This window comes from Pseudoalteromonas sp. (assembly GCF_041629635.1).
GTDB lineage: Bacteria > Pseudomonadota > Gammaproteobacteria > Enterobacterales > Alteromonadaceae > Pseudoalteromonas.
Map to the genome: position 1 here is coordinate 1 of NZ_JBFKMX010000054.1, position 24,341 is coordinate 24,341.

At 41.2% G+C, this 24,341-nt stretch carries 17 protein-coding genes; 6 read left to right on the forward strand and 11 right to left on the reverse strand.

Translation table 11 applies throughout. The features are described 5' to 3' along the window. The 7 genes from ABYD77_RS09550 to ABYD77_RS09580 form a co-directional block, all read right to left on the reverse strand. A partial coding sequence (locus ABYD77_RS09550; protein WP_372769270.1) for a beta-N-acetylhexosaminidase occupies positions 1-1,167 on the reverse strand: 1,167 nt, incomplete at its 3' end. Continuing rightward, complete coding sequence (locus ABYD77_RS09555) at positions 1,148-2,089, reverse strand: sugar kinase (RefSeq protein ID WP_372769272.1); 942 nt, start codon at positions 2,087-2,089, stop codon at positions 1,148-1,150. The genes ABYD77_RS09555 and ABYD77_RS09550, both read right to left, overlap by 20 nt. Positions 2,090-2,130: 41 nt before the next feature. Continuing rightward, positions 2,131-3,582 (reverse strand): sodium:solute symporter family protein, encoded by a 1,452-nt coding sequence (locus ABYD77_RS09560; RefSeq protein ID WP_372769274.1) that lies wholly within the window; start codon positions 3,580-3,582, stop codon positions 2,131-2,133. Between the two features lie 43 nt (positions 3,583-3,625). Further along, entirely contained in the window at positions 3,626-4,012 is a 387-nt protein-coding gene (locus tag ABYD77_RS09565) for a RidA family protein (RefSeq protein ID WP_054980188.1), read from the reverse strand. 73 nt (positions 4,013-4,085) lie between these two features. Then, positions 4,086-5,546: an amidohydrolase family protein gene (locus ABYD77_RS09570; RefSeq protein ID WP_372769276.1), complete on the reverse strand. Its 1,461-nt coding sequence runs from the start codon at positions 5,544-5,546 to the stop codon at positions 4,086-4,088. Between the two features lie 2 nt (positions 5,547-5,548). After that, on the reverse strand, positions 5,549-6,421 hold the full coding sequence (locus ABYD77_RS09575) for a MurR/RpiR family transcriptional regulator (protein ID WP_372769278.1): 873 nt from the start codon (positions 6,419-6,421) through the stop codon (positions 5,549-5,551). 14 nt (positions 6,422-6,435) lie between these two features. Then, complete coding sequence (locus tag ABYD77_RS09580) at positions 6,436-7,662, reverse strand: amino acid deaminase (protein WP_372769280.1); 1,227 nt, start codon at positions 7,660-7,662, stop codon at positions 6,436-6,438. A 412-nt stretch (positions 7,663-8,074) separates the two neighbouring features. On the opposite strand from ABYD77_RS09580, the gene ABYD77_RS09585 reads away from it, so the two are divergent. The 4 genes from ABYD77_RS09585 (at position 8,075) to ABYD77_RS09600 (ending at position 14,894) form a co-directional block, all read left to right on the forward strand. Then, the gene (locus tag ABYD77_RS09585) at positions 8,075-11,110 is read left to right on the forward strand and encodes a TonB-dependent receptor (RefSeq protein ID WP_372769282.1); all 3,036 of its coding nucleotides are present in this window, start codon (positions 8,075-8,077) and stop codon (positions 11,108-11,110) included. Positions 11,111-11,300: 190 nt separating this feature from the next. Continuing rightward, on the forward strand, positions 11,301-12,839 hold the full coding sequence (locus ABYD77_RS09590; protein WP_372769284.1) for a tryptophan halogenase family protein: 1,539 nt from the start codon (positions 11,301-11,303) through the stop codon (positions 12,837-12,839). Continuing rightward, on the forward strand, positions 12,830-14,353 hold the full coding sequence (locus ABYD77_RS09595; protein ID WP_372769286.1) for a tryptophan halogenase family protein: 1,524 nt from the start codon (positions 12,830-12,832) through the stop codon (positions 14,351-14,353). The genes ABYD77_RS09590 and ABYD77_RS09595 overlap by 10 nt, the downstream gene beginning before the upstream one ends. A 79-nt stretch (positions 14,354-14,432) precedes the next feature. Continuing rightward, positions 14,433-14,894: a histidine phosphatase family protein gene (locus ABYD77_RS09600; protein WP_372769288.1), complete on the forward strand. Its 462-nt coding sequence runs from the start codon at positions 14,433-14,435 to the stop codon at positions 14,892-14,894. A 153-nt stretch (positions 14,895-15,047) separates the two neighbouring features. Here the strand turns inward: ABYD77_RS09600 and ABYD77_RS09605 are convergent, their stop codons facing one another. Then, the gene (locus ABYD77_RS09605) at positions 15,048-15,659 is read right to left on the reverse strand and encodes a DsbA family protein (protein ID WP_372769290.1); all 612 of its coding nucleotides are present in this window, start codon (positions 15,657-15,659) and stop codon (positions 15,048-15,050) included. Positions 15,660-15,871: 212 nt separating this feature from the next. Here ABYD77_RS09605 and ABYD77_RS09610 point away from each other — a divergent pair, with 212 nt between their 5' ends. Next, positions 15,872-16,012, forward strand: coding sequence for a hypothetical protein (locus tag ABYD77_RS09610; protein WP_372769292.1), 141 nt, complete (start codon positions 15,872-15,874; stop codon positions 16,010-16,012). Positions 16,013-16,183: 171 nt separating this feature from the next. Here ABYD77_RS09610 and ABYD77_RS09615 read toward each other — a convergent pair whose 3' ends face one another. Together ABYD77_RS09615 and ABYD77_RS09620 are read right to left on the reverse strand one after the other, a co-directional pair. Then, complete coding sequence (locus tag ABYD77_RS09615) at positions 16,184-17,269, reverse strand: S41 family peptidase (protein WP_372769294.1); 1,086 nt, start codon at positions 17,267-17,269, stop codon at positions 16,184-16,186. A gap of 14 nt (positions 17,270-17,283) precedes the next feature. Next, complete coding sequence (locus ABYD77_RS09620) at positions 17,284-17,748, reverse strand: MarR family winged helix-turn-helix transcriptional regulator (protein ID WP_372769296.1); 465 nt, start codon at positions 17,746-17,748, stop codon at positions 17,284-17,286. A gap of 271 nt (positions 17,749-18,019) precedes the next feature. Here ABYD77_RS09620 and ABYD77_RS09625 point away from each other — a divergent pair, with 271 nt between their 5' ends. Continuing rightward, the gene (locus ABYD77_RS09625) at positions 18,020-19,891 is read left to right on the forward strand and encodes a choice-of-anchor X domain-containing protein (RefSeq protein WP_372769298.1); all 1,872 of its coding nucleotides are present in this window, start codon (positions 18,020-18,022) and stop codon (positions 19,889-19,891) included. 42 nt (positions 19,892-19,933) lie between these two features. Here ABYD77_RS09625 and ABYD77_RS09630 read toward each other — a convergent pair. After that, the coding region (locus ABYD77_RS09630) for a putative Ig domain-containing protein (RefSeq protein ID WP_372769300.1) at positions 19,934-24,341 on the reverse strand (4,408 nt) is incomplete at its 5' end.

Below are 24,341 nucleotides of genomic sequence, written 5' to 3' on the forward strand. Positions count from 1 at the left end.
ATCTTTTGGTAAATCTTGATGAAAAATCTCATCCCAACCCATCATTATGCGCTGGTGTTTAGCAATAATAGGTTGAATTTGGGTATTAAAATAATTCTGCAAATCATGGCCATTTTTAAGGGAGTGCTTGGCCATTAGCGCTTGAATATCCTTATTATTTAACCACTGCTCAGGTTCCACTTCATCACCACCAATATGTAAATACTGATCAGGGAAAATAGCCGTCATTTCTTCGATTAAACTATCGACAAACTGGTATACCTCAGGTTTAGAAATATCAAGTAACGGCTTAAATACGCCCCAATGACGCTCCATTCCATAGGGTTTTACCTCTGCCATAAGCTCAGGGTATGCAACGGCAATGGCACTTGCATGACCCGGCATACCAAATTCAGGCACCACTCGAATACCTAAAAGAGCGGCATACTCAATAACAGCCTTTACCTCACTTTGGCTGTAATAAAGGCCATCTGATGCCTTTTGCGTAAGCTTTGCAAAGCGTTTACTTTCAATGCGCCAGCCTTGATCGTCCGTTAAATGCCAGTGCAACACATTTAATTTGGCTGAAGCCATGGTGTTTAGCTGACGTTTAATTGTGTCAGTTGATAAGAAATGTCTCGCACTATCAATTAATAACCCACGCCAAGCAAAACGTGGTGCATCAGAAATTATTACATGGGGTAATCTAAGTTGATTGTGAAAATGGTTTGCCGCTAGTTGTATGAGCGTTGTTAAACCATGCTGTGCGCCAAACACGGTATTGGCGTTTAGTGTGATGCCTTCTTGGTTAATTTCTAATTGGTAACTTTCGTCGTTATTGAGCTGTGGCACCAGCAAATCGCTTTCCTTGTCGCGCACAATGACTTTAAGGGTTGCCTTATCTGGCGTTTGCTTTTTGTTATTTGCTAATTCTATTAAGGTGATTTTGTGCATTGCTAAACGTGTTAAGTGCAATTCTAAACGCTTTGCTTGAAATTCTTTTCGCTTGTCACTAAATCCTTCAAATGAAAATTCAATTTGACTAGGTAAGTGCAGTTCACCTGTTTGCCTCTCAAATGATTGTGGTTTTGGCATTAAGCTGGTTTCGGCAAAAAGTAATGAGCTAAACAGCAATAAACTACACAGCTTTAAAAATACACATGCTTTATTAATAAAATGTATCGACACCTAAACACTCCTGGTTCGAAAGTTTGGGAAGAAAATGAGTTGGGATAAGCGCACCATGCTGCTGAATCACCGAAGCAGCTACCTTATGCGCAAAATGTGCGGCACTTTGTGTATCACGCCCAAATAACATTGCCGCTAAAAAACCTGCAGCAAACGAATCGCCCGCGGCGCAGGTATCGACAACTTGCTTTTGGGTAAGCTGCTGTGCTGCCACATAAAGCAATGAGTCTTTGCCAACTTCTTGAATCACACAAGGTGCTGCACCTTGCCTAATAACAAGGGTTTGTCTAGAACTTTTTCCTTTGAAGTGTAAGTCAATTATATCGCTCACCGATTGTGTGCCATAAACGGCATATTCATCTTCATTGGTCAAAAATGCGATGTCGGCAAGTGCCATTAACGAAAAGTAATCATGAATGGGCGATATCGACTGCCAAAGCGCTGGGCGATAATTATTATCAAAATAGATAATGCCGCCCTTCGCTCTAAATTGATGTAGTGCATTTATAAGCAAAGCTCGTTGCTTTTCATCTAAAATGGCAAGGCTTATACCCGACAGATAAATGGCACCCACTTGTTTTGTTTCAAGTTCAGTAAGTAGTTTGTGTGACAAAGAAAAATAATCCCTTGCCGCACTATTTTGCCTATCAAAACGAAAAGAGCGCTCACCGCTATCACTAACATCAACCCAATATTGCCCTAATGTTTTGGTTGGGTGGCGCTCAACAAAATCCAGCTGCATTCCAGATTGTGTCATTAACGCTTTTAGCATTTCACTTTGGTTATCCGTGCCAATTGCCGTTGCGTAATAAATTTGAATAGGTTTTTCGCTCTGAGATGCAATTAGTTGACTCAGGTAATAGGCGGTATTAAAGCTATCACCACCAAAAAACACATCGCCATCAGCGCGATGCTCAATCATACATTCACCTAAAAACACAATAGAATTAAATGGTTGCAACATCACATTAACTCCACTGTATTTTTCTGCACTATTTTTGATGGCGTTTTTACTTGTGTAACTAGGCTTATAACAATGCCAAAAAACGCACCGCTGATTACCGCAGGTATTGAAGGGTTACCAAAAAATGCGAGCCACGTGGGGGTAAAACCTATCAGTGCTGCCGTTAATGGACTCGCCACTAAAATTGCAATGCTGCCTTGCCATGTAAGCTTTTGCCAAAAACGACCAAGTAGCCCCATCACAAACAAACCACACAGTGCGAGCGAGATCATTTTAGTGATATAGGTGATGATATTATTTGATAAAAGGGCAAATAACAGTGCGATGGTCACGGTTAAAATCATGGCGAAACGTGACAATACAAGTTGCTGTTTATCTGTTTGAGGTTGCTTGCTCAGTGATTTTTTGAAAAGCCAAGCATAAATATCACTGACAAATACGCTCACCCCCGCTATAGCATCTGAGCTTGCGCTTGAAAGAGTCGCCGATATGCCCGCTAATAAAATAAGCCCGCCCAGTAAGAGTGGCAGAGTATTAAGTGCAATATACGGAAAAGCATAAGCGGGATTATCTAAATCCCCCTTAATCAAATAAGCGCAAATACCGATAATTGCTGGTACTAATGAAAATCCTAGATAAAGTACACCCGACATCACAAACGATTTGCGAATACTGCTTACATTGTCACCTGAATAGATGCGCTGGCGAAATGAAGGGGTGGCCATTACCCCAACTAATACTGCAAATGACATGGAGATTGCGGGAATAAGGCCGATATTCTGATAAGACAAAAAACCACTGTCGTTGACCAGTTGGTTATTTTGTACCACTTGCCATCCCCCGACAAAATCGATAGCAAAATACGCCATTAGTAAAAAACCTACAAATAAAATCACCGCTTGAATAGCATCTGTCCACACCACGGCTGAATAACCGCCCAAGGTAACATAAATGGCAAGCCCCACCCCGATAATTAATTTAGCCGTTGTATCATCAATGCCCGTAAGCCAAGCTAAATACATACCACCACCAATTAGGTGTGCACCTAACCAGCCAATACTGGCGGCATAAATAATCACAGCGAGAATTTTTTTAACTAGGGCATTATCATCAACATAACTGGCGAGCTCTTCACTCATGGTGGCAAATTGCTGTTTGCGCACTGGTGCAAATATCCAAGCTAACAACAAGATACCAATCGCCCCCCCTATGCCATAAAGTGCGCCGGCCCAAGCATTTTGATAGGCAAACCCTACAGCCCCCATTGATGAACCCGTGCCCACCATGGTTGCAACCGTGGTGCCGAGTGTGAGAAATAAAGGCACTTTTCGCCCTGCTAACAAAAAGTCACTGCCTGACTTTTGCCAACGCGAAACGAACCAACTAATGGTGATCATTGCAAGCAAATACGTGAAAAATGCTGCTAAATACGTCATTTGTTGTGATGTCATAAGTGCCCCTATTTTTTATTATTCTTTTGAGGTTTTAGTTCCCTTATTGACCTTTGTAGCAGGTCACATCAACTTCTACTTTACAGTCAACAACCAGGTCGGCCACCATGCAAATGCGCGCAGGCGGGTGCTCACCAAATACTTCTGCAAACACTTTATTAAATGACTGAAAATAACGAGAGTCAGTTAATACCACCGACACATGGGTTACTGTTTCAAGGCCGTACCCTGCTTCAGTCATAATGTCGATGCAGTTTTGTATGGCAAGACGCGATTGCTCAATAATGCCGCCTTCAACAACTTCGCCATCGCGCATCGGGGTTTGTCCTGAAACTTTTAACCAACCACCCGCTTCTACTGCGCGTGAAAAAGGTAAATGTTGGCCACCTGTACCTGTGCCGCCTTCTGCGCCAATACGTCTAATTGTCATAATTTCCTCTTTAAATGCTGCGTTGAGAACCTTCTCTCAACATTTCAAAATTCTTATTTAGTACGCGCTAATTTTAAGTGCGTGATAAAAATCGCCCGCCTCTGCCATATTGCGTAATGCTTAGCTCATCAAGACCCTCAACAAAGCTGTCTTCACCATTAACCCATACATGTTTAATGCCTACCGATTGCGCAATAGGGCTATCAAAGGTTGCATTGTCTGTTATGGTGTTAGCATCAAATAGCACTAAATCGGCGAAGTAACCTTTGGCAATTTTGCCGCGTTTATTGAGCTTAAACTTTGATGATGGCAGCGCTGTCATTTTGTGAATAGCGAGCGCGAGTGAAAGTGTGTTCTCATCTCTCGCGTAATGACCTAATACGCGCGGGAATGTTCCCCATAAACGCGGATGCGGGTGAGGATCACAAGGCAAACCATCCGAGCCAATCATGCTATTTTCAAAACTTAAAAACTGTTTTACATCGTCTTCTAACATGCAATGATAAACTGCACCTGCTGGCATTAATTTTTTAGCAGCTTCCATTAATGGTAATTGCCAAGCCTTTGCAATATCAGCCAGTGTACGTTTTGCCATTTCAGGATGGGTTTCAGACCACGTAATATAAATCTCAGTACTGTCTGTTACTTGATTTAAATCGAGTGTGCTTGAACTTGCAGCGTATGGGTAACAGTCACAACAAACTGATTGTGATTTTCGTTTATCTTCTAAATGCGCTAAAACTTCTGCTGCACGGCCCCAGTTATCAATGCCAGCGCATTTTAAATGAGAAATAACCAGCGGTAGGTTCGCTTGTTTGGCTGTTGCAAACGCCTCATCCATTGCATCAATAATGCCTTGAAACTCGGTGCGTAAATGGGTGGTATAAACGCCTTCAAATGGTGTTACTTGTGCTGCTAGCCTGTTTACTTCATTACTGCTTGATGCTTTAGCATTTGGATAAGCAAGGCCAGTGCTTAACCCTAATGCGCCTTGTTCCATTTGAGTACGCAGTAATGACTGCATTTGGGTAATTTCATCTTCTGACGCTGGTTTGCTCAAATCATTCATCACTTGCGCGCGAAGGCTAGTATGACCAATTAACTGAGCAAGATTAACGCTTGGCTTTGCCCTTTCAAAAGCATTTCTAAAATCAGTTAAATTGGTGTATTTGAAATCTGCTTTTGGGCCTAATAAATTAATGGGATCAACGGGTTCAACATCTGTAACACAAGGCACACTACTAATACCACAATTGCCTGCAATTACCGTAGTTACACCTTGACTTAGTTTGCACAGCATATGCGGGTTACGGATCACTTCTAAATCGTCATGAGTGTGCACGTCGATAAAACCTGGAGCTAATATTAACCCCGTTGCATCAATGACTTGCTCTGAGTAAAAGTGTGAACAATCACCTAGCGCAATAATGCGCTCACCAGCTATGGCAACATCGCCAACAAACCATTCATTTAGCTTGCCCGTGTAAACAGTCGCATTACGAATAACAGTGATGTTAAAGTTGTTATCACTCATCTTTAATCACCGAGCGGGAAGCGAGTGTCAGCCGGTGGCGCGTCGCTCTTTTGGTTACGATGCTGATCTAATTGAATTTTTAAACGACGTAATTTTTCTTTTGAGCGGCGCTGATTTTTAGTCGCCACTTCGCTCGATAAAATATCAATCGCCGCCATCATTGCATAGCGCGCAGCACTTGGCTTAAAAATGTAGTCAGATTCTTGCGTTTTTATAGGTAAATGCACATCCGCGAGTTCGGCAAGTTCACCTTCTGGGCAAATGGCAATAATGCTTGCGCCGTATTCTTTTGCAATACGCGCGGCATCAATCACATCTGGCGATACGCCACTTAACGATAAACACAACACCACATCATTTTTATTAATGGTTGATGCCGTCATTCGCATCATCATGGGATCAGAGTGGGCATTACATAGCACATCTAAACGAAACAAACGGTTTTGACATTCCATCGCCAGCATACTGCTGCCGCCACCCACACCAAAAATCAGGCAATGACGCGTGCTGCATATAGCCTCTGCAGCAATAGCAACATCCTCTTCTTTAATCAGCCCCGCATTGAGCGTTAAAATTTCTTGAATCGAAGAGTAAACATGAAAAATATCTTTCTTTTCAATTAGGTCTGAGTTTGTAAAACGCTCACCAACCGCTGCGGATTGGGTAAGTTGGAATTTCAGATCACGTACATTTTCACATCCTAAGCTTTTGGCAAGGCGCGTAATACTCGCGTGACTCACATTGGCTTTATCGGCCAATTCATTAATCGATGCCGTGGCTGCAAACTCAAGATCAGTTAAAATCAAGTGAGCAACTTTATCTTCTGCCGGGCTAAAATGCCCCAACCCTTCTTTAATTTTATTAATAATATCCACGTGTAATTGCCTTGCTAAAAAAAGGTTGAAATGGTTTTGCGAATAACCCAATCGTCATCGGCGATGGCAACTTGACGCCATTTATCAAAGGTTAAACACGGATGAGAGGTGGAAAAACATACCATATCACCGACTTGTAGGGTGCAATTTTCAGGCAAGATTAGCATCACATGCTGATCCATAATTTTAACCGTTTCAATTAATGCATCAGCCGCTTGTAATGTTTGAGAATCAACATGATAGATTAGCTCTGCTTTTGGTAGGCCAGCATCAAACGCTACATCGCGCTTACCTAAACCAACAATGGCAAAACCTGCTTCTGGCCTCGAAACAACATATGCCCACACTGTTAGGCTCGATGCTAAATCACCTGTTACATCGCATGCTAATTGGCTGCGTGACATCACGGCATTTTGTGTGTCTTGATAAATACCAGTGTCATGAATAAGGTAACAGCCCGGGCGTATAACCAAATTAAAGTTTTGTTGGTAATTATGTTTAGCTAACGTCTTTGCTACGATGTCATACCAGGCAGAGCCTGCGCCAGTAATAATGGGTTTAGTTACATCAAACGTATGTTGTTGTTTTAGTGTATTTGCTAATTGATAGATTTCTTGAACAAAATTGGTCACTTTTTCAAGCGCATTACTACCACCTATCACCCCTTCATAAAAACCAATACCTGCAAGTTTTAAACTTGGATGCTGTTTACATGCAGCTAAAAATGCCTCTGCATTATTGACATCACGCCAACCACAGCGGCCGCCCTTCGCACCGATTTCCAATAGAATGTTAATTGATACCTTCCGCGCATCAAAAAAGCGGCCAATTTGCTTGGCGTTTTCCACCGAATCAACAAAGCAATAAAACTCTATATCGGTGCTTTCAAGTAAATTAGCAATTTGCTCAAAATGGTATTTCCCAACCAATTGGTTTGCCAAAATAATACGTGTAACACCATGATTTACCGCATTAATTACCTGCGCCACCGTAGCAAGTGTAATGCCCCATGCACCGTGCTCAAGCTGCATTTTAAAAAGCTCGGGTGCCATAGTGGTTTTACCATGGGGGGCTAAGTTTACTTCTGCCTTTTGACAAAAATCGCTCATCCACTTTGCGTTATTATTAATGGCCGATTGTGATAACACTGCCACAGGAAAACCCACTTCCTCACGTAATATGTGCCAACCATTTTTTTCTAAGGAATTAGGGTTTCCCGAACCTTTAACGACTTCATTCATGAAAACTTGTTACCAAATTGCTAACCGCAAAACACCAAACTAATACAATTCTATTCAATCTAGATGATTTTCAAACAAATTTGTTATCAAAGTGTTGCTTTTGTGGTCATGTTAATGTTAAAAAGTAACAAGTTCAAGATTTTTATTTGTTACTTTATAACATCAGCAAGTAACACACACAAATTTTTGAACTAGGTAAGTTAGCTTTCGAGTATCAACTAAACTGGGCTGTTTATTGAGTTTGGTGCGCGTTTATTGAGCTGTAAAACGCCAATGTTACTGCCTAAGTTACAACCTTTTTTTTTGACTGTGAGTGACAACGCTGTCATTAACAGGTTTATGTAAGTAATCACAACAATAAGGTTTCTCAGAAGTAATTTCTGATAGAACTAAACACTAATAGGGGAAGACTGTGTCCAACAGAACATTTAAACGAAGTGTGTTGTCTTCAACCATCGCGGTAGCACTCTCTGCGGGTTTTGCTCACAACGTTATGGCGGAAGAAAAGTCAGCTGCTGAAGCTGAAATGGAAGTAATTCAGGTTAAAGGTATTCGCGCAAGTACAGTTAAAGCAATTAACGTAAAGCGTTTCGCACCTTCACAAGTTGACGGCATTGCGTCAGAAGACATCGGTAAACTGCCGGATGTAACAATTTCAGACTCACTCCAACGTATTACTGGTGTACAAGTTGAACGTACAGCTGGTGAAGGTGGCCCGGTACAAATCCGTGGTTTACCTCAAGTAGACAGCACGCTTAACGGCGAAGTATTTTTAAGTGCAACAACTATTGATTCATCAGGCGCTGACTTTGGTGATTTACCAGCACAGCTTTTCTCGGGTGTTGATGTTTATAAAACAAGTGAATCTAAGCGTTCTGCTGCGGGTATCTCAGGTTCGATTGACCTGAAAACACGCCGTCCATTCGATATGAGCGAAGGTTGGACAACAAACGTAAGCGCAGATGTGACACAGGGCTCTATTAGTGATGAAACAGATCCAAATCTAAACGGCCTAATCAGCTATAATGCTGATAAATGGGGTGTTTTATTCTCTGCGGTAACACAAGAAGCAACCCTTGCTACAGACTACAACGGTTATTTCGATACCTCTGAAAATGGTGGTATCGGGGCTGCAAACAACAACTTTACATGGGGTCAAAACCCACAGGGTAATGATGTACGTCACGTAGTACCACAAGGTTTTGCAGCTTTCAATAAGCAAGAAAAACGTGAGCGTCAAGGTTTCCAATTTGCTTTCCAAGCTGATTTAGGTGAAGGTTTTGAGCTAGTTTTCGAAGCATTCTATACCGATCAAGAGCGTTTTAACGAGCGTCAAGGTTTATCACAAAATAACCGTTGGTATTCTTTCAACGATTACGCATTCCCAACAGAATCAGGTTGGACTGGCGACACGTTTACTGATGAAGATGGCAATGCATGGGGTTCGGTAAATGATTTTTACCTACAACCATGGCGTTTACAAACCTTCACTCAGGTTAACAACAACTATGAAACGTCAACAAACTTAAACTTAGAGCTTAACTTTAATAACGGTGGCCCGCTTTCAGGTCAAGTACGTGTTACACGTGCTAAAGCGGATGCAAGCATGCGTCACGGCTATGGTGAAGGTGATTTACTGAGTATTGACCAAGGGACTCGTGTAACTGGTCCTGGTCAGTTTACACCGGCTGAATACTGTGGCGATGGTGATACCATTGTGGGTGACCAAGGTGGTTGTTACGCGCAATTCTCACCAGGCGGTATTGAAGATGATTCATTCCTACTACGTTATGACGCGCGCGGTGGCTCTCCAGTATTTAGTGGTTTTGATCAACTGGTAAATGGCGGCCAAGGCTTAATGAGCGTTGCTGATTACATGGGCAGCTTAGATTCATACCACATTGGTGCATTCTCGTCTGAAGGTAATACAGACGACGAAGGTGAAATCAACACATTCAGCTCGAAATGGAACTATCAATTTGACGACATGGAATTCATCACGAGTGTTGATTTTGGTGTGCGCTTTATGGAACGTAAAGTGGACCATGACCAATTTACATACACATCTGAATTTGGTGATGGCTGTGATATCGCACAGTGGAAAGCGGTTGACCAATACCACACAACATCTACATGTGAAGGTAATCCTGCTGCAGGTGAATACCTAACAGAAGATGTAGGTGATTTAACTGCGGGTACGTGGGTGCCTTATACATTACTTAACCCAACTCGCCTTGACACACATACTACAGTTAGCCAAATTTCTAACTTCGGTAGCGTGAAAGGCATTCCGACAATGTGGGCAATTGATCCATCTAACTTCCGTGACCCACGTCAGTTCCACCTAGACACATTTGGTAATGTACAGCGCACTGAAAACGCAGGTGCTTCTTACGATGTTAAATTGAACGAATTCAGTTACTTTGCACAAGCTAACTTTGAGTGGGAAATGATCCGCGGTAACTTCGGTGTTAAAGTGGTTGAAACTGACCTTTACGTGAAGCAAAACCTTGCTGGTTCTAACTTACCTCACTCAGGTCTAGGTCCAGATATTGGCGACGTAGTAACAGAGCGTAGCTATACAGATTACCTACCATCATTAAACGTGTCAGCTGATGTAACAGAAGACGTGATTGTACGTGGTGCATACGCTAAAAACATGCAAGCACTTGACCTTGCAAGTTGGGGCGGTGGTAAAACGGTTGGTAAAGCAATTAACGGTGAGTGTGACTGTTTACGCGTTGTAAATGGTAACCTAACAGGTAACCCGGCACTTAACCCATGGCGCTCAGATAACTACTCACTTTCAGCTGAGTGGTATAACGGCGACGCATCTATGATGTTCTTAGCATTGTACAAAATCGAAATTGAAAGCTTCACAGAAAGCGGAACAGTTTGGATTGATGAGCCAGATGATGATGGTATCAGCCGTGGTCCATGGCCTTTCAGTACGCAAGTACAAGGTAAAGGTGGTGATGTAAGCGGTCTAGAAGTGGGTATTCGTGCTGCAATGAGCGACTACACAGATATCGCTATTCTTAATAACTTTGGTATCGATGCTAACTACACATACAGTGATAGCTCACAACAAAACAAAGACGTAAATGGCGACGATTTACCGTTCGTTGGTATGTCAAAAGACACATACAACTTTGTGCTTTGGTATGAGCAAGAAGAGTTCTCAACGCGTTTAGCATGGAACTCGCGTAGCCCGCGCTTAATCACACAAGGTTCAAGCGCTGTAGGCGGACAGTCACTGTACCAAGATACGTATTCACAACTTGATTTCAGTGCAACCTACCACGCAACTGATTATCTAGATATTTACTTACACGGTTCGAACATTACTGAAGAAGTTCAACAAACTTACCTTGAATTCTCTTCACAAAAAGCGTTCCGTAACGAGTATGAATCGCGTTGGACCCTTGGTGTTAGGGCAACATTTTAATCCTTAGAATTATTAGGATTTAGGTTGAATTAACACTTTCTGCCCAAGACTGCCGTCATTTGGCGGCAGTCTTTTCTTTTGGTTTCATCACTATACAATGCAAATACCCATTTGATTAACTAATTACCTATTTACTTAATCAAGTTACTTAATCAAATTGGTATTGAAGTAATAGCCTAGAGTGTGAACCATGACAGAAACAACAAAAGCAATAAATTCCATCGTCATCGTTGGCGGCGGCACATCTGGCTGGATGACAGCTGCAGCCCTTGCTAATCACGCCCCACTAAAACACTGTAAAATAACCCTGATTGAATCAAGTAAACTTGGCACCGTAGGTGTGGGTGAAGCCACTATTCCGACTTTGCGCCGCTTTTACCAAAACTTAGGTCTTAGCGATATTGAGGTATTAAAAGCTACCAAAGGCAGCTGTAAACTTGGTATTGAATTTCAAGGTTGGGCAGGTGAAAATTCCCGTTTTATTCACCCGTTTGGCATTTACGGGCAAAGCACGCCTACTACCCCATTTCATCATTATTGGTTACGCGCAGAGCGTGCTGGTGCACACAGCGATTTAACTGACTATTCTCTTGGTGTGCAAATGGCAAAGCACAATAAATTTGTGCCACCCAAAATTAAACCACAAAACCAATTAGAAATTTTCGACTGGGCACTGCATTTTGATGCCAGCTTGTTTGCAAAATTAATGTTTGATTATTCAACCAATAAAGGTGTTGCACACATTGATAACACCATTTGCAGCATTGAAAATCATCCTGATGGCAGCATTAATCAATTACATTTTGAAGATGGTTCAAGCATCGCCGCTGATTTATTTATCGATTGTTCTGGCTTTAAGGCGCTGTTAATTGGTGAAAACCAAGCTGTTGATTATGAAAATTGGAGCCACTGGCTATTAAATGATAGCGCTGTTGCAGTGCAAACAAGCGCAACGGCTGAACCCATCACCCGCACCCTCGCTATCGCTAAAAAAGGTGGCTGGCAATGGCGTATTCCACTACAACACCGTGTTGGTAATGGCTATGTTTATAGCAGCAAATACCTTTCCCATGACGAAGCAAAGCAAAGTTTGCTTGCATCAATCAGTGGCGACATTTTACAGCCACCACGTAAATTTAGTTTTACCCCAGGAAGGCGTAAAACAGCATGGCACAACAACTGTGTCGCAATTGGCTTGAGCTCAGGCTTTTTAGAGCCATTAGAGAGCACCAGCATTGCATTGGTTGAAACGGCAATCGAAAAACTCTTACTTACTTTCAGCAGTAATCAATACTCAACACACGATGTCGCTAAATTTAATGATGTGAATGCACAAGAATATGAGCGTGTACGCGACTTTATTATTTTGCACTATAAGTTAAACGGCCGCAGCGACAGCCCTATGTGGCAGTATTACCGCGATATGGCAATTCCGGCATCACTCGAAGAGAAAATGCTAACCTTTGCTAAAACCGGCGAGTTAAAACGTCTGCCTTGGGAAATGTTTGGCCCTGACAGTTGGCTGGCTATTTACCACGGTTTAAATTTTTTACCCGAAAAATACCAAGCAAGCGCAGATAATATGCCGCTCAATTACTTAAATGAACATTTAACTAAAATGCGCGAAATGGTTTCAAGCCAAGTAAACAATGCGCCTACCCACAGCGAATTTTTAGAGAAGCACTGTGGCTATCAACCAATCAAGCTACAGGAAGCGGTATGCAGTTAACACACAATCCCATTGAAAAGTTTGTTATTGTCGGTGGCGGTACCGCAGGTTGGCTTGCTGCAGCAACGCTTGGCAATATTTTTAAAGATAGTAATGCCCAAGTTGAGCTGATTGAATCAGACGAAGTCAATATTATTGGCGTAGGTGAAGCTACTATTCCACCGCTCATAGATACCCTTGAAAGCTTAGGCATCGATTTAGTTGAGTTTATAAAAGCGACGCAAGCCAGTTTTAAATGGGGTATACAGTTTGAAAACTGGTATCAAGAATCGCACAGCTATTTCCACCCCTTTGGTGAAGTTGGCCAAAAAATTGATGGTCACGAGTTCTACCAATGCTGGCTAAAACAAAAAGCCGAAGGTGACAGCACACCTTTAATGGCCTATTCGCCAGAGGCGGTATTATCTGAAAAAAATCGTTTTTTTATACCGCACCAAGCAATGAATACGCCTCTTGCAGGTGCTCGCTTTGCCCTTCACCTTGATGCTGTGCTTGCAGGTCAATACTTACGAAAATTCTCTGAAAACATTGGTGTAAAACGCACGGTTGGCCATGTGGAGTCAATCAGCAAAACTATCGACGGTAATATTGCTTCTGTCACATTAAAATCAGGCGAGACAATTAACGGCGATTTTTTTATTGATTGCACAGGCTTTAAAGGCTTATTAATTGGTAATGCACTCAATACCGAATACCAAGATTGGTCCGAGCATTTACCTTGTAACCGTGCGGTTGCCGTACAAACTAAGCTCACGGGTGATACCAAACCGTATACCGTTTCGCGCGGCCAAAAAGCGGGATGGAGCTGGCATATTCCGCTACAACACCGCACAGGCAATGGTTATGTATATTGTGATAAGTACATCTCAGATGAAGAAGCGATTCAAACCTTACTTGATAATGTGGACGGCGAGCCACTAACCGAGCCAAGAGTGATCCCCTTTGTTACCGGTGTACGCGATAAAGTATGGAATAAAAACTGCCTATCACTTGGTCTTGCACAGGGTTTTTTAGAACCGCTTGAATCCACTGCAATTCATTTAGTATCTAAATCGCTAGCGCTGTTTGTACGTATGTTTCCAACCAAAACGCCAAATGCAGTATTACAAAACGAATTTAACCGCCGCATTATTGGCGATTATCAAGAAATTCGCGACTTTTTAGTGCTGCATTACTGCACCACGAAACGCGACGACTCAGCGTTTTGGCGCGATTGGCAACAAAAACAAATTCCGGCAAGCTTATCTGAGCGCATTGAGTTTTTTAGACAAAGCGGTGGATTGATCCCAGGTGTTGAAGAGCTATTCCAACCCACCAGCTGGTATGCGGTGTTTGATGGGATGGGAGTAGTGCCTAATGGCTACAACCCAACCTTAGATGCGCTTAACAGTGAAACGCTGGCAAAAAGCCTTGCAGCAGGCAGAACCACACTTGAAAAATGCGCTGAAGCACAGCCAACCCATGATGCGTTTTTACAGAAGTACTGCCCAGCCGATGAGGCGATTTTTAACTAAATCGCCCTTTGCTTTTATAAAAAGCTCAGTTAAAGTGGCAGAAATTGTTTCACAACCTGTTGTAAAAGGCTTTTTTATCATGCGCTTATTAGCTTTTATTGTTGGTTTATTGTTTTCTCAAACTGTGTTCGCAACACCTGACACGCTATTTTTGTTACGTCACGCTGAAAAACGCGATGGCATTAATCCGAACCTTTCTCAAGCGGGTAAAGCACGTGCAGACCATCTTGTCAGCATATTAAAAGATAAAAAAATTAAGCATATTTTTAGCACCAACTATAATCGCACATTAGAAACCGTAAAGCCGCTCAGTCAAGAATTAGACATTGTAGTAACCCATTATAACCCGCGTCAGTTAACGGCATTGGTTAAGCAACTCAAAACATTAAAAGGCAATACAGTGATTGTGGGTCACAGCAACACCACACCCCAACTTGTGAAATTACTGACAGGCCAAGACGTTACTATCAATGAAGACCAGTTTGATAAACTGTTTGTAATTGAAAATGGCCTGTTAACCCAACTTAGCTCCAATAAATAAAATAGATGCCAAAGGGCAACTGTATGTTGTGAAAAATAACTATTTGAATAGGTAACTTGTTATCGAGAACCCTTATTAGTTAGCTAAATGTTTGCATAGTCGCACTATAAGCCTCGCTAATACACTTTCTAACACCCCGATTAATACTACCAATTATTGTAAAATACGGTTAAATCGCTGCTCTAATTCATTAACACTACAAAATCCAAGGGCCAATGGGTAAGCTTGATTATTCCTATCAAGATAAAACAGAGCGGGAAACCCGGTTACCTGTAATTGCTGTGTAATGCCTAGATGTTGTTCCAGATACACTTGTGTTTGCTCAGAGTTAAGTGCCTGCACAAATTCCACTTCATCTAATCCAATTTCAGTGGCACATTCAATCAGGGTGTTTTCTAACGATGGATTTTGCGCTTTTTGGTAATACGTAGTTTGAATTGCTCTTACCATTTTTTCTGCCCCTTTTTCCAACAAGCTACTTGCTACAATCACTGCGCGACACGCTAAATAAGTTGATCGATACGGTGTATTACAGCGCCAATAGTCATGATTAAATGTCACGTTTGTCTTTGCTTCAATTTGCTGCCAATAGTCAGCAATTGTCGCGCGCATTTGCTCAGCCATAGGCTGATCATTGTCAGGCGCAAGTCCGCCCATAACCCATTCAATATCGATATCTGAATGTGCCTGTAGAAACGCTTCCAACTCAGGTGTAAACCCGTAACACCATGCACACATTGGATCCATTACATAAATAAAGCGCATCTCTTACCCTTAACAGTTCAAACTCAAATTAAAGAAACCTAACTACTTGAAATATAAAAATCGCTAAGTATCTACGCCGAACAGTTTATATCTTCGCTAAAAAATTTATTCATATTTTTTGATTCTTTTTTAAACCTTTTTAAGCCTTGCTTCGACTTATTAAATAACCTAAGCGAAAAATGCTTTACTTAACACACAATAGGAATACAGATATGAACACTTCAAACGTATTTGACTTATTATTTACAGCGGGTTTAACCACATTTGTTGTTGCAAGCCTGATTACGGCAGGTATGACAATGGCACTTGTAACTGGAACATTAATTGGTGCTACTTACCTAGTGTTTAAATAACCAGATAAAGAGACAACCCAAGAAAACAAGGAATTGCTTATGCACAAAAGTATACGTTATTAAAAAGGCACTTAGTTTAAATCTAAGTGCCTTTTTTATTTACTATTGAGCATTACTCACTATTTTTAAACCTTTAAACTTAACTTGTTTCTAAAGAATTTTTTGCATTGCTTATAACGCTAATCGCTCTATGCGCTTTTGCATTCTGTCGGCGCGGGCAAGATTTGTTTCGTTAGCTTTTAACTTCATTAAAATGTGTTGTTGCGCAGCATTAAGCGCCTTATCAGCAGCTGTTTTGATATTTGGTTGCACACCGGCACCTTCCCAATTGGTTTTGGTAATTGGATTAATCGAACGACCATTTGGTATAAAGCCTTCAAAGTGACTTGTTAGCCTGACCATATCACCTGAGTGGGCACCGCCTCCCGTAACTTCACCAATGATGATCGCGCGATTCAAATGCTTTAGTGTGTAGGCTAAATCTTCTGCTGCCGAAAACGTATCTTTACTGGTTAAAATGTAAACTGGGCGCTGTTGCCCATAATGTTTGCCACTCACTTCATCTTCAGTAAAACGTTTTTCCAAACGGTCTTCTTTACGGTAATAAATATCGCTGGTATTGATACGCTCGTTCATAAGGTAGCTAGTAATTAAATCCACCATAGCGGGTTCGCCACCACGACTTTCTCTTAAATCAAGAATCAGCGCATTAGTATAGCTAAGTAAATTCATGGCTGACGCAAGTTGAGGACCGCCTTGCGCTGTTTCGGCAAATAACAGCAGGTTAATATATCCGATGTTAAATGGTAAACGTTGCACTTTTTCAAAACCATAATTTAGCGACTGCATAAATTCAGCTTCATGTGCTGCAAATGCAGCTTTAGATTCTGGTGTTTCATCTGGGATCGGATGTGGGCTATAAACAACATGTAGATGTTTATCATCCGTAACTTTCATCAATTGCTCATTAATAATATTTGCGAAACTATCGCAATCATTGATTTTTGCAAATGCCTTTTGTGCTTGCTGCGCCTTTATATGAATCGCGAATTGCTCAGCTTTTTTAGGAAAAATATACACATCCGTTAGCTGCTGTTGCAATGCATCTAATACGTTCTGCTGCACTTGGTGTGATGCGCAATTTAATACTGTTTCTTCAGTATCTTGTGTTTTGGCTACACCGTTAAAAGTCAGTGACGATAGTAATAATGTGGCTAAAAAGCCCGGTATTCTAGCCTGATTGATTGTGCGTTCCATAGTGTTCCCCTAGGTTATTTCAATTGTTGATGTGCTTGTTTTATACGTGTTAAAAAAGATTGCTTTTCTAACGCTCCGATCGCTTGCTCAGCAATAACACTGAGTGGTATTTGTAGTTCATTGTCGAGGGTTTCAGCAGCAATGGCCGTTGCTCGCCAACACTTTTCAAGCTGCGTCATCATCGACTTGCCCTCTATCGATAAGCTAATTTGTTTTTGCCGACTGTCTTTTTTGCTCACAGATATAGTTACAAGGCCCTTTTTTGCCATTGCTTGTAACGTTTGTGTAGCTGCTGGTTGCGTAATTCCAGCTTCTTTCGCTAATTCACTTACCGAAGCAAGTTCATTCTTTGCAAGCATGCGCATAATGGGCGTGAATCGCGGCTTGTAATCAAGCCCAAAGTCTCGATAAACCTGCTCTACCGAACCATCTAACAGCTCAATAAGGTGCCTAAGTGTTGTACCCAATGTTCGTTTCATTTGTTATCCCAAAATAATACATAAGCGCTTATACAAATTAATATATAAGTACTTATGCAAATTTTAAAGAGGCAATCTGTAACTAAATGTAAAATAAAAACAAGCAGAGGATTTTGCTAGGTTAATAACCTACAAGGAACAGTTATTTAGAATTAACCAACATAGCCTTTAAAGCCATTTAAAATAAATTGAACAGAAACTTCTTGGACATAGCAATATTAGTTGAGTTTAACTAAGCTCAGTAAACTCTCCATTCAAGGATGAATTCATTATGTGGCATTATAACTGCTCTAAAGTGAACAATTTTATCTTAGCGTTTACAAAATTTGCGACACTACTTGCATTTAGCTCTTTACTTGTTTCATGTGGCGGTGCAAATGAGAAGGAGGTACTTCCCAAACCAAATATTGCGCCTACTGCAATTGTGATTGCAGAACAGACTGTGACCGAAAACAGTAAAGTGCTACTACAGGGCAGTGGCACAGATGCAGACGGCGAGATACAAAGCTATCAATGGACACAAGTGGATGGTATTGAGGTCACAATTGAAAACGCCCATCAACAAAATGCTTACTTTATTGCGCCTGCAACTGCAGAAAATATTACACTTACCCTGCAATTAACCGTTACTGATAACTTGAATGCATCTCACAGTGATATCACAAAAATATATGTGACTCCCTTTAGCACTGGCTTTTGGGAGCCATCGCCAATATCAAACTGTGTTGATGATAAAAACATCTCCCCCATAGCTTCAAGTGTGCCTTCGACATTAACACTTAATGGTCATCAAATGTTTGAGCCTTCCATATTATTTTCTGATCAAACTTTTACCGTTTATAGCAGAATGGAAAAAGGAGAAGTTGCTAAAGTAATTGATAAACTCATTGGCAGCCCAGTACTTGCGGTTGATGGTGAAGATCCTACTCTGGCATATGATGATGGTACACATGGCGACATTATCGCAAACGATGGTATCTATACCCGTACATGCTTATATGTGCCTCAAGCACTGAGCAACAGTACACCATTTTTTGAAATACCTGATCTTTGGGTCATTAATAAAACTTTACGCGGATCAGAATCAGTACACCAATTAACGCCTGATATTAGTGTCAACGATACAGGTTTTTTTATTTCACTGGATGAACAATATAATCAAAGGTATTTAAACAATTGGTTTTTGCACTCACCAGAAACGTGCGAAGCATGCGCAATAGCTTGGCAATGGGCCGGTGATGTTTTTGATTTTTTCTCAGTCACCACACGAGATCCCGTTGGTGGTGCCGGATATGTTCGGGTGCATGATAACATCAAAGGAACTGGCTTTACCCCGCCATGTAAAAACAACTCTTACTGTTATGAACTCATTGATGGACTTGAACACCAAAAGTTAAGTGGCATTATTTGGAGTGGCTGGCCAGGTTTAGAAGGATTAAACCATGAGTTAGGGCATGGTTTATTAGGTGTCGCGGCAAAAGATTTTCCAGCTCAGAACACCGCTGCGTGGAATTCAGGTGATGGAATGCATCACGATGCCGATATTACCGTAAATGGTGAGTTATCAGGGCCTTTTTGGGATCCCATTAGAGGCTGGCCGCACTCTGTAGTTTTGGAAAATGAACAAAATGAACGCTTTGAAACTTACCTCGTGATAGACGAAAACAACCAATTTAGAATTAAGCCTCTAGATGATACTTTTAAAGTTTGGGATGATATTCTGCTATATATGATGGGTTTACTGACGCCTGCCGAAGTTACTAAAACTTATTATAAATTAGTAAATCCCAGCTTATCGGGATGTGTTTCTGAAACGAACCACCTTGTATGTCGTAATGACCTTGTTATGGCTGAGCAAATTATTCCTTTCACGGTTTCTGACTTTATAGCAAAATTTGGGGCTTGGTCAGCTCCTGAATTCTACCAAGCTAGTCAATTAACCTTGGGTATATTGAATATAAGCAACCGGCCTCATACCAACGCCGAAATAGTCTGGCTGACAAGGTTACACAGAGAGTTTGCAGGGACATCGCACGACACCCAGTACTGGTTTAAAGGCACCTCTTGGCATAAAGCTACTCGAGGCTTATCGCAAGTTAATATCAATGCACAAACATTGGTAGAACAACATAACTCTCCTTAATCACGTTATGTTGTTCTTAGCAACTAAAAGCTGCAAGCTACACTAATGCTCATCTGTGTTCAGATTACGATAATGGCACCTTCTTAGCAGCGCCAAAATCATAACTAGCAATAAAAGACTAACAGGCACAGATCCTTTACTTCTGATAACATTTTGCCCAACGGCTTGGTATTGTAACCGGTCTACTATTCCGTCTAAATTAGCATCGCTATTTTCGTCTTTGTCTAAAATACCATCACCGTCGCTGTCAAGATCTCGATAATTACTTACACCATCTTGGTCAATATCAATCATTTTATTAAATTGATCATCAATGCCATCAAAGTTAATATCCGTACCGCCCGTAAAATCAATATCTACCGCGTTATCAATGCCATCATTATCATTATCTAAGCCAGTAAGCAATTGCATGTTGTAGAGAGTAATAACAGCAAGTATCCGTTCGCCATGCTGCGTATCTTGATCATCAAGGATTTTACGAATTGTTATCAACTGTTCATCACTATCTGAAATACCATCATTATCACTATCTAAATCTAGATAATCAGGAACTCCATCTTTATCAGTGTCTTGCGCAACAAATATATCATCGATGCCATCAAAATTGAGATCTATACCGCCTGTTACATCAACATCATACGCATCATCGATACCATCATTGTCGGAATCAAAATTAAAAGGTGCCGGCTTATCGGTTTCAAAAGCATCCGAAAGACCATCGTTATCACTGTCGCGATCAAGGTAATCGAATACACCATCTGCATCTGTATCGCGTTGTTGTGCCCATCCCTCGGCAAAATCACTAATTCCATCACCGTCACTATCGGCATCTGAAAATGACCCGTGATATGCTGGTTGTCTATCGACTTGGTCATCGATCCCATCACCATCTAAGTCTTGCGTACCATCAATCTGACCATCCTCATTAATATCTAACGCTGCATGTATAGTATGTGCAATATCATAAACACCGTCATTATTACTATCTAAATCCAGATAATCGGCTGTACCATCCAGATCACTATCTGGTGCACTATTTGTTACTGTATTAAAAATATCAACAAGTCCGTCTTGGTTGATATCTGACATTTTTGCTTCTAAAACATCAAACAAGCCATCGTTATCACTATCAAGATCATGTAAATTTGGCACGCCATCATTATCACTATCAAGTATCTCAAATTCAAAAACGCTGTTTGAATAAAGCGAAGGGATTTGTAATCCTATTTCCAGAATATCCGGTAAACCGTCATTATCACTGTCTACATCTATGTGATCAGGCAGTCCATCATTATCGCGATCACTTAATGTCCAAAGTAAATCATCAATACCGTCTGCATTCGAATCTAACCCCTTTGAAAAGTCCACATCAAAAGAATCATCAATACCATCGCCATCATTATCCTGACCCAATGTATAATCCACATCAAAGCGATCAGGCACACCATCGTTATCTCGGTCTTTCGCCCTTAGTGCATGCTCGAGTACATCAGGGATTGCATCATTATCTGAATCTTGGTCAAGCCTATCAGGGGTGCCATCGCCATCACTATCTCTAAGCTGTGGATTATCATCAATGCCATCGCCATTACTATCAACGCCATCAGTAGCATCGACATCAAATGCATCATAGATACCATCATTATCACTGTCTTTCGCATTCTGTAATGATTCTAGGGCATCCGTTAAACCATCACCATCACTATCAGCATCTAAAAAATTAGGAATTTCATCATAATCCAGATCATCGGTACCTTCTATAATATCTGGAATGCCGTCATGATCTTCGTCTTGGCTGATATCTAAATAATCGGGGTTACCGTCACCATCAGTGTCAACTACACCTTCCACACTGTCCGCAATACCATCTCCATCAGAGTCAAGATCACGATAGTTCGGAATTCCGTCGTTATCAGGATCTGCATCACCTTCAATATCATCCGGAATATTATCGCCATCATCATCAGGGTCATAGATATCAGGTAAGGTATCTTGATCCAGATCCGCTAATACAGAAATGCTAAATGGTTTAAGATAAGTAGATAAATAGCCATCATTTACTGATATTTTAATGGCCGTGTAATCACCTATTTCATTTGATGAAGGTACACCCGATAACAGACCTGTTTGCTCATCAAACTTTGCCCAGCTCGGTTTATTTTTTATTGAGAAGACAAGTAAATCACCCTCAGGATCAGTGGCATTAGGCAAAAATAGATACTCCGCATTTTCAGCAACAAAAGTATCTGGTGTACCTGAAATTACAGGTGCTTTGTTGGCTTTGCTAACTAACACCTCAAAACGTTCACTATCTGGCATAGCGCCATTTTCGCCACCGTCTGAGACAAAAAGCGTTACTATTCCTGAACTAGTTGAGCCAATAGCAGGTAGCCAAGAAACTTCGCCCGTTGATGAAACGCTCATTCCGTCTGGTTGATTTTCTAATCGCCACGAAAGATCAACGCCGTTGTTAGCGTCATCAGGATCATCCACTGTAGCAGAATAAGTATAAAGCTCCCCTTCGACAGCTGAAGTCCCAGCTACGCTCGTGATAAGCGGTCCTATATTATTTAAAATCACATGGATATCAAAGAATTGGTCTACACTTACACTACCGTCACTTACCCTTAAAGTAACTGGGTGGATCCCGACATCGCTTGCCTTTGCTGTGCCCGATAAAGTTTGAGTCATTGCATCAAAAGTTAACCATGCAGGTAACCTTGGAGCACTATAAGTTAAAGTGTCAGCTACATCGGGATCACTTGCACTAATAGTGTAGTGGTAGGCAGTGCCAACATGCGCGCTTTCAGATGGCTGTGAGTCAATCGTCGGCGCATCATTGACATTACCAACAGTAATAGTAAACGAAGGTAAAGTATCTCTTGCTCCTGCGCTGTCGGTTACTGAAATGATAATATTTTCATAACGCCTTACGTCTTTATTTTCGGGTTTTCCGGATAGTTCACCTGTATTGCTATCAAAGTTTGCCCATGTTGGCTTTCCTAAAATACTATAAACGTGAGTATCTGCACTGTCTTCGTCTTTGACAATCGGTTTAAAGTAATAGAGTGCTTTTTCCTCAACATGAGTGTTTGGGTTACCGCTTATTTTAGGAGCATTATTAACATTCAGAATCGTTACTTTAAAAACTTGATGAACGGGAATCTCATTATCTGTAATCTGCAAAACAATTTCATGCTCGCCTACATCCAGCGCGCTGGGTGTACCATGCAAACTTCCCATATAAACTGACGTACCTTTGCTCGGCTCATTCGATACAGAATCAAAACTTAGCCAATCTGGTTTGGTGATCACGCTCGATGTTAAGTTATCATCATAATCTATATCATGGGAAAATAGCTCATAAGAATAAGGTGTTCCCTCTTCGATAGAAGTTAGCGGAATGCTGTCAACAAATAGTGTGTCGTTGGTATTAAATACAGTGAGTGTAAAGCGTTGATTAACTTCTGCATTACTGTTATCACTCACTGTTAGTATTATCTCATGCTCTCCAACATGATTATTTTCTGGAGTACCTGAAAGTAATTGAGTTTCACTATTAAAATTAAGCCAATCAGGCAACTTTGTTGCTGCGTAGGTTAAACTATCGTCAATGTCATCGTCTTTAGCACTTATTTTATAAGTATATTGACTGTCTTCCGTTGCCACCTTAATAGCTTTACTGGTAATAACAGGAGCATCATTTACATTAGTAACGATAAGCTCAAAGCTTTGATAACTTGAAAGCTTACCATCATTAATCTTTAAGTTTACAAAATGTTTTCCCACATCATCATTGGTAGGCGTACCCGATAACTCTGCACGACCATCTTGCATATCAGACAAAGTTAACCAATTAGGAATCGTAGCAGCTGAGATGGATAGAGTATCGCCATCATCGTCTCGTGTTGTTATTAGGTATGAGTATTCAAAGCCTTGAGCTAATTTAGTTGTGGCTTTGCTTGTAAAAACGGGAGCATCCGCTTGTGCTGATACTGTGATATCAAACGAGTCTTCAACTATTTTACCATTTGAACTTGCCCTAATTACGATGGTCGATATGCCATTTTGATTGTCTAAATAGTCCAACGTTAATTTGTTATTTGTAAGTTGTGCATTCACCAGTGATGGATTGCTATTACTTAAAATTTGTTTCGTTATTTCAGCATCTTCATTATCAACGTCGGTAAATACAGCAGCAATATCGAGAACTGTATTTGCCGCATCTTCGATTACAACTAGATCACTTATTGGTTGGGCAACGCTTGGGGAATCATCAACCGGTGTAACAGCAATCGTAAAGGTTTCGCTGCTTGGCAGTGCACCATTTTCACCGCCATCTTGTACCGTTAAGGTCACTGTGCCTGAGCTTGTCACACCTTCTGTTGGCGTCCAGCTCACCACGCCGGTATTAGACACCACCATGCCACTGGGTGGATTAGTTAAAGAC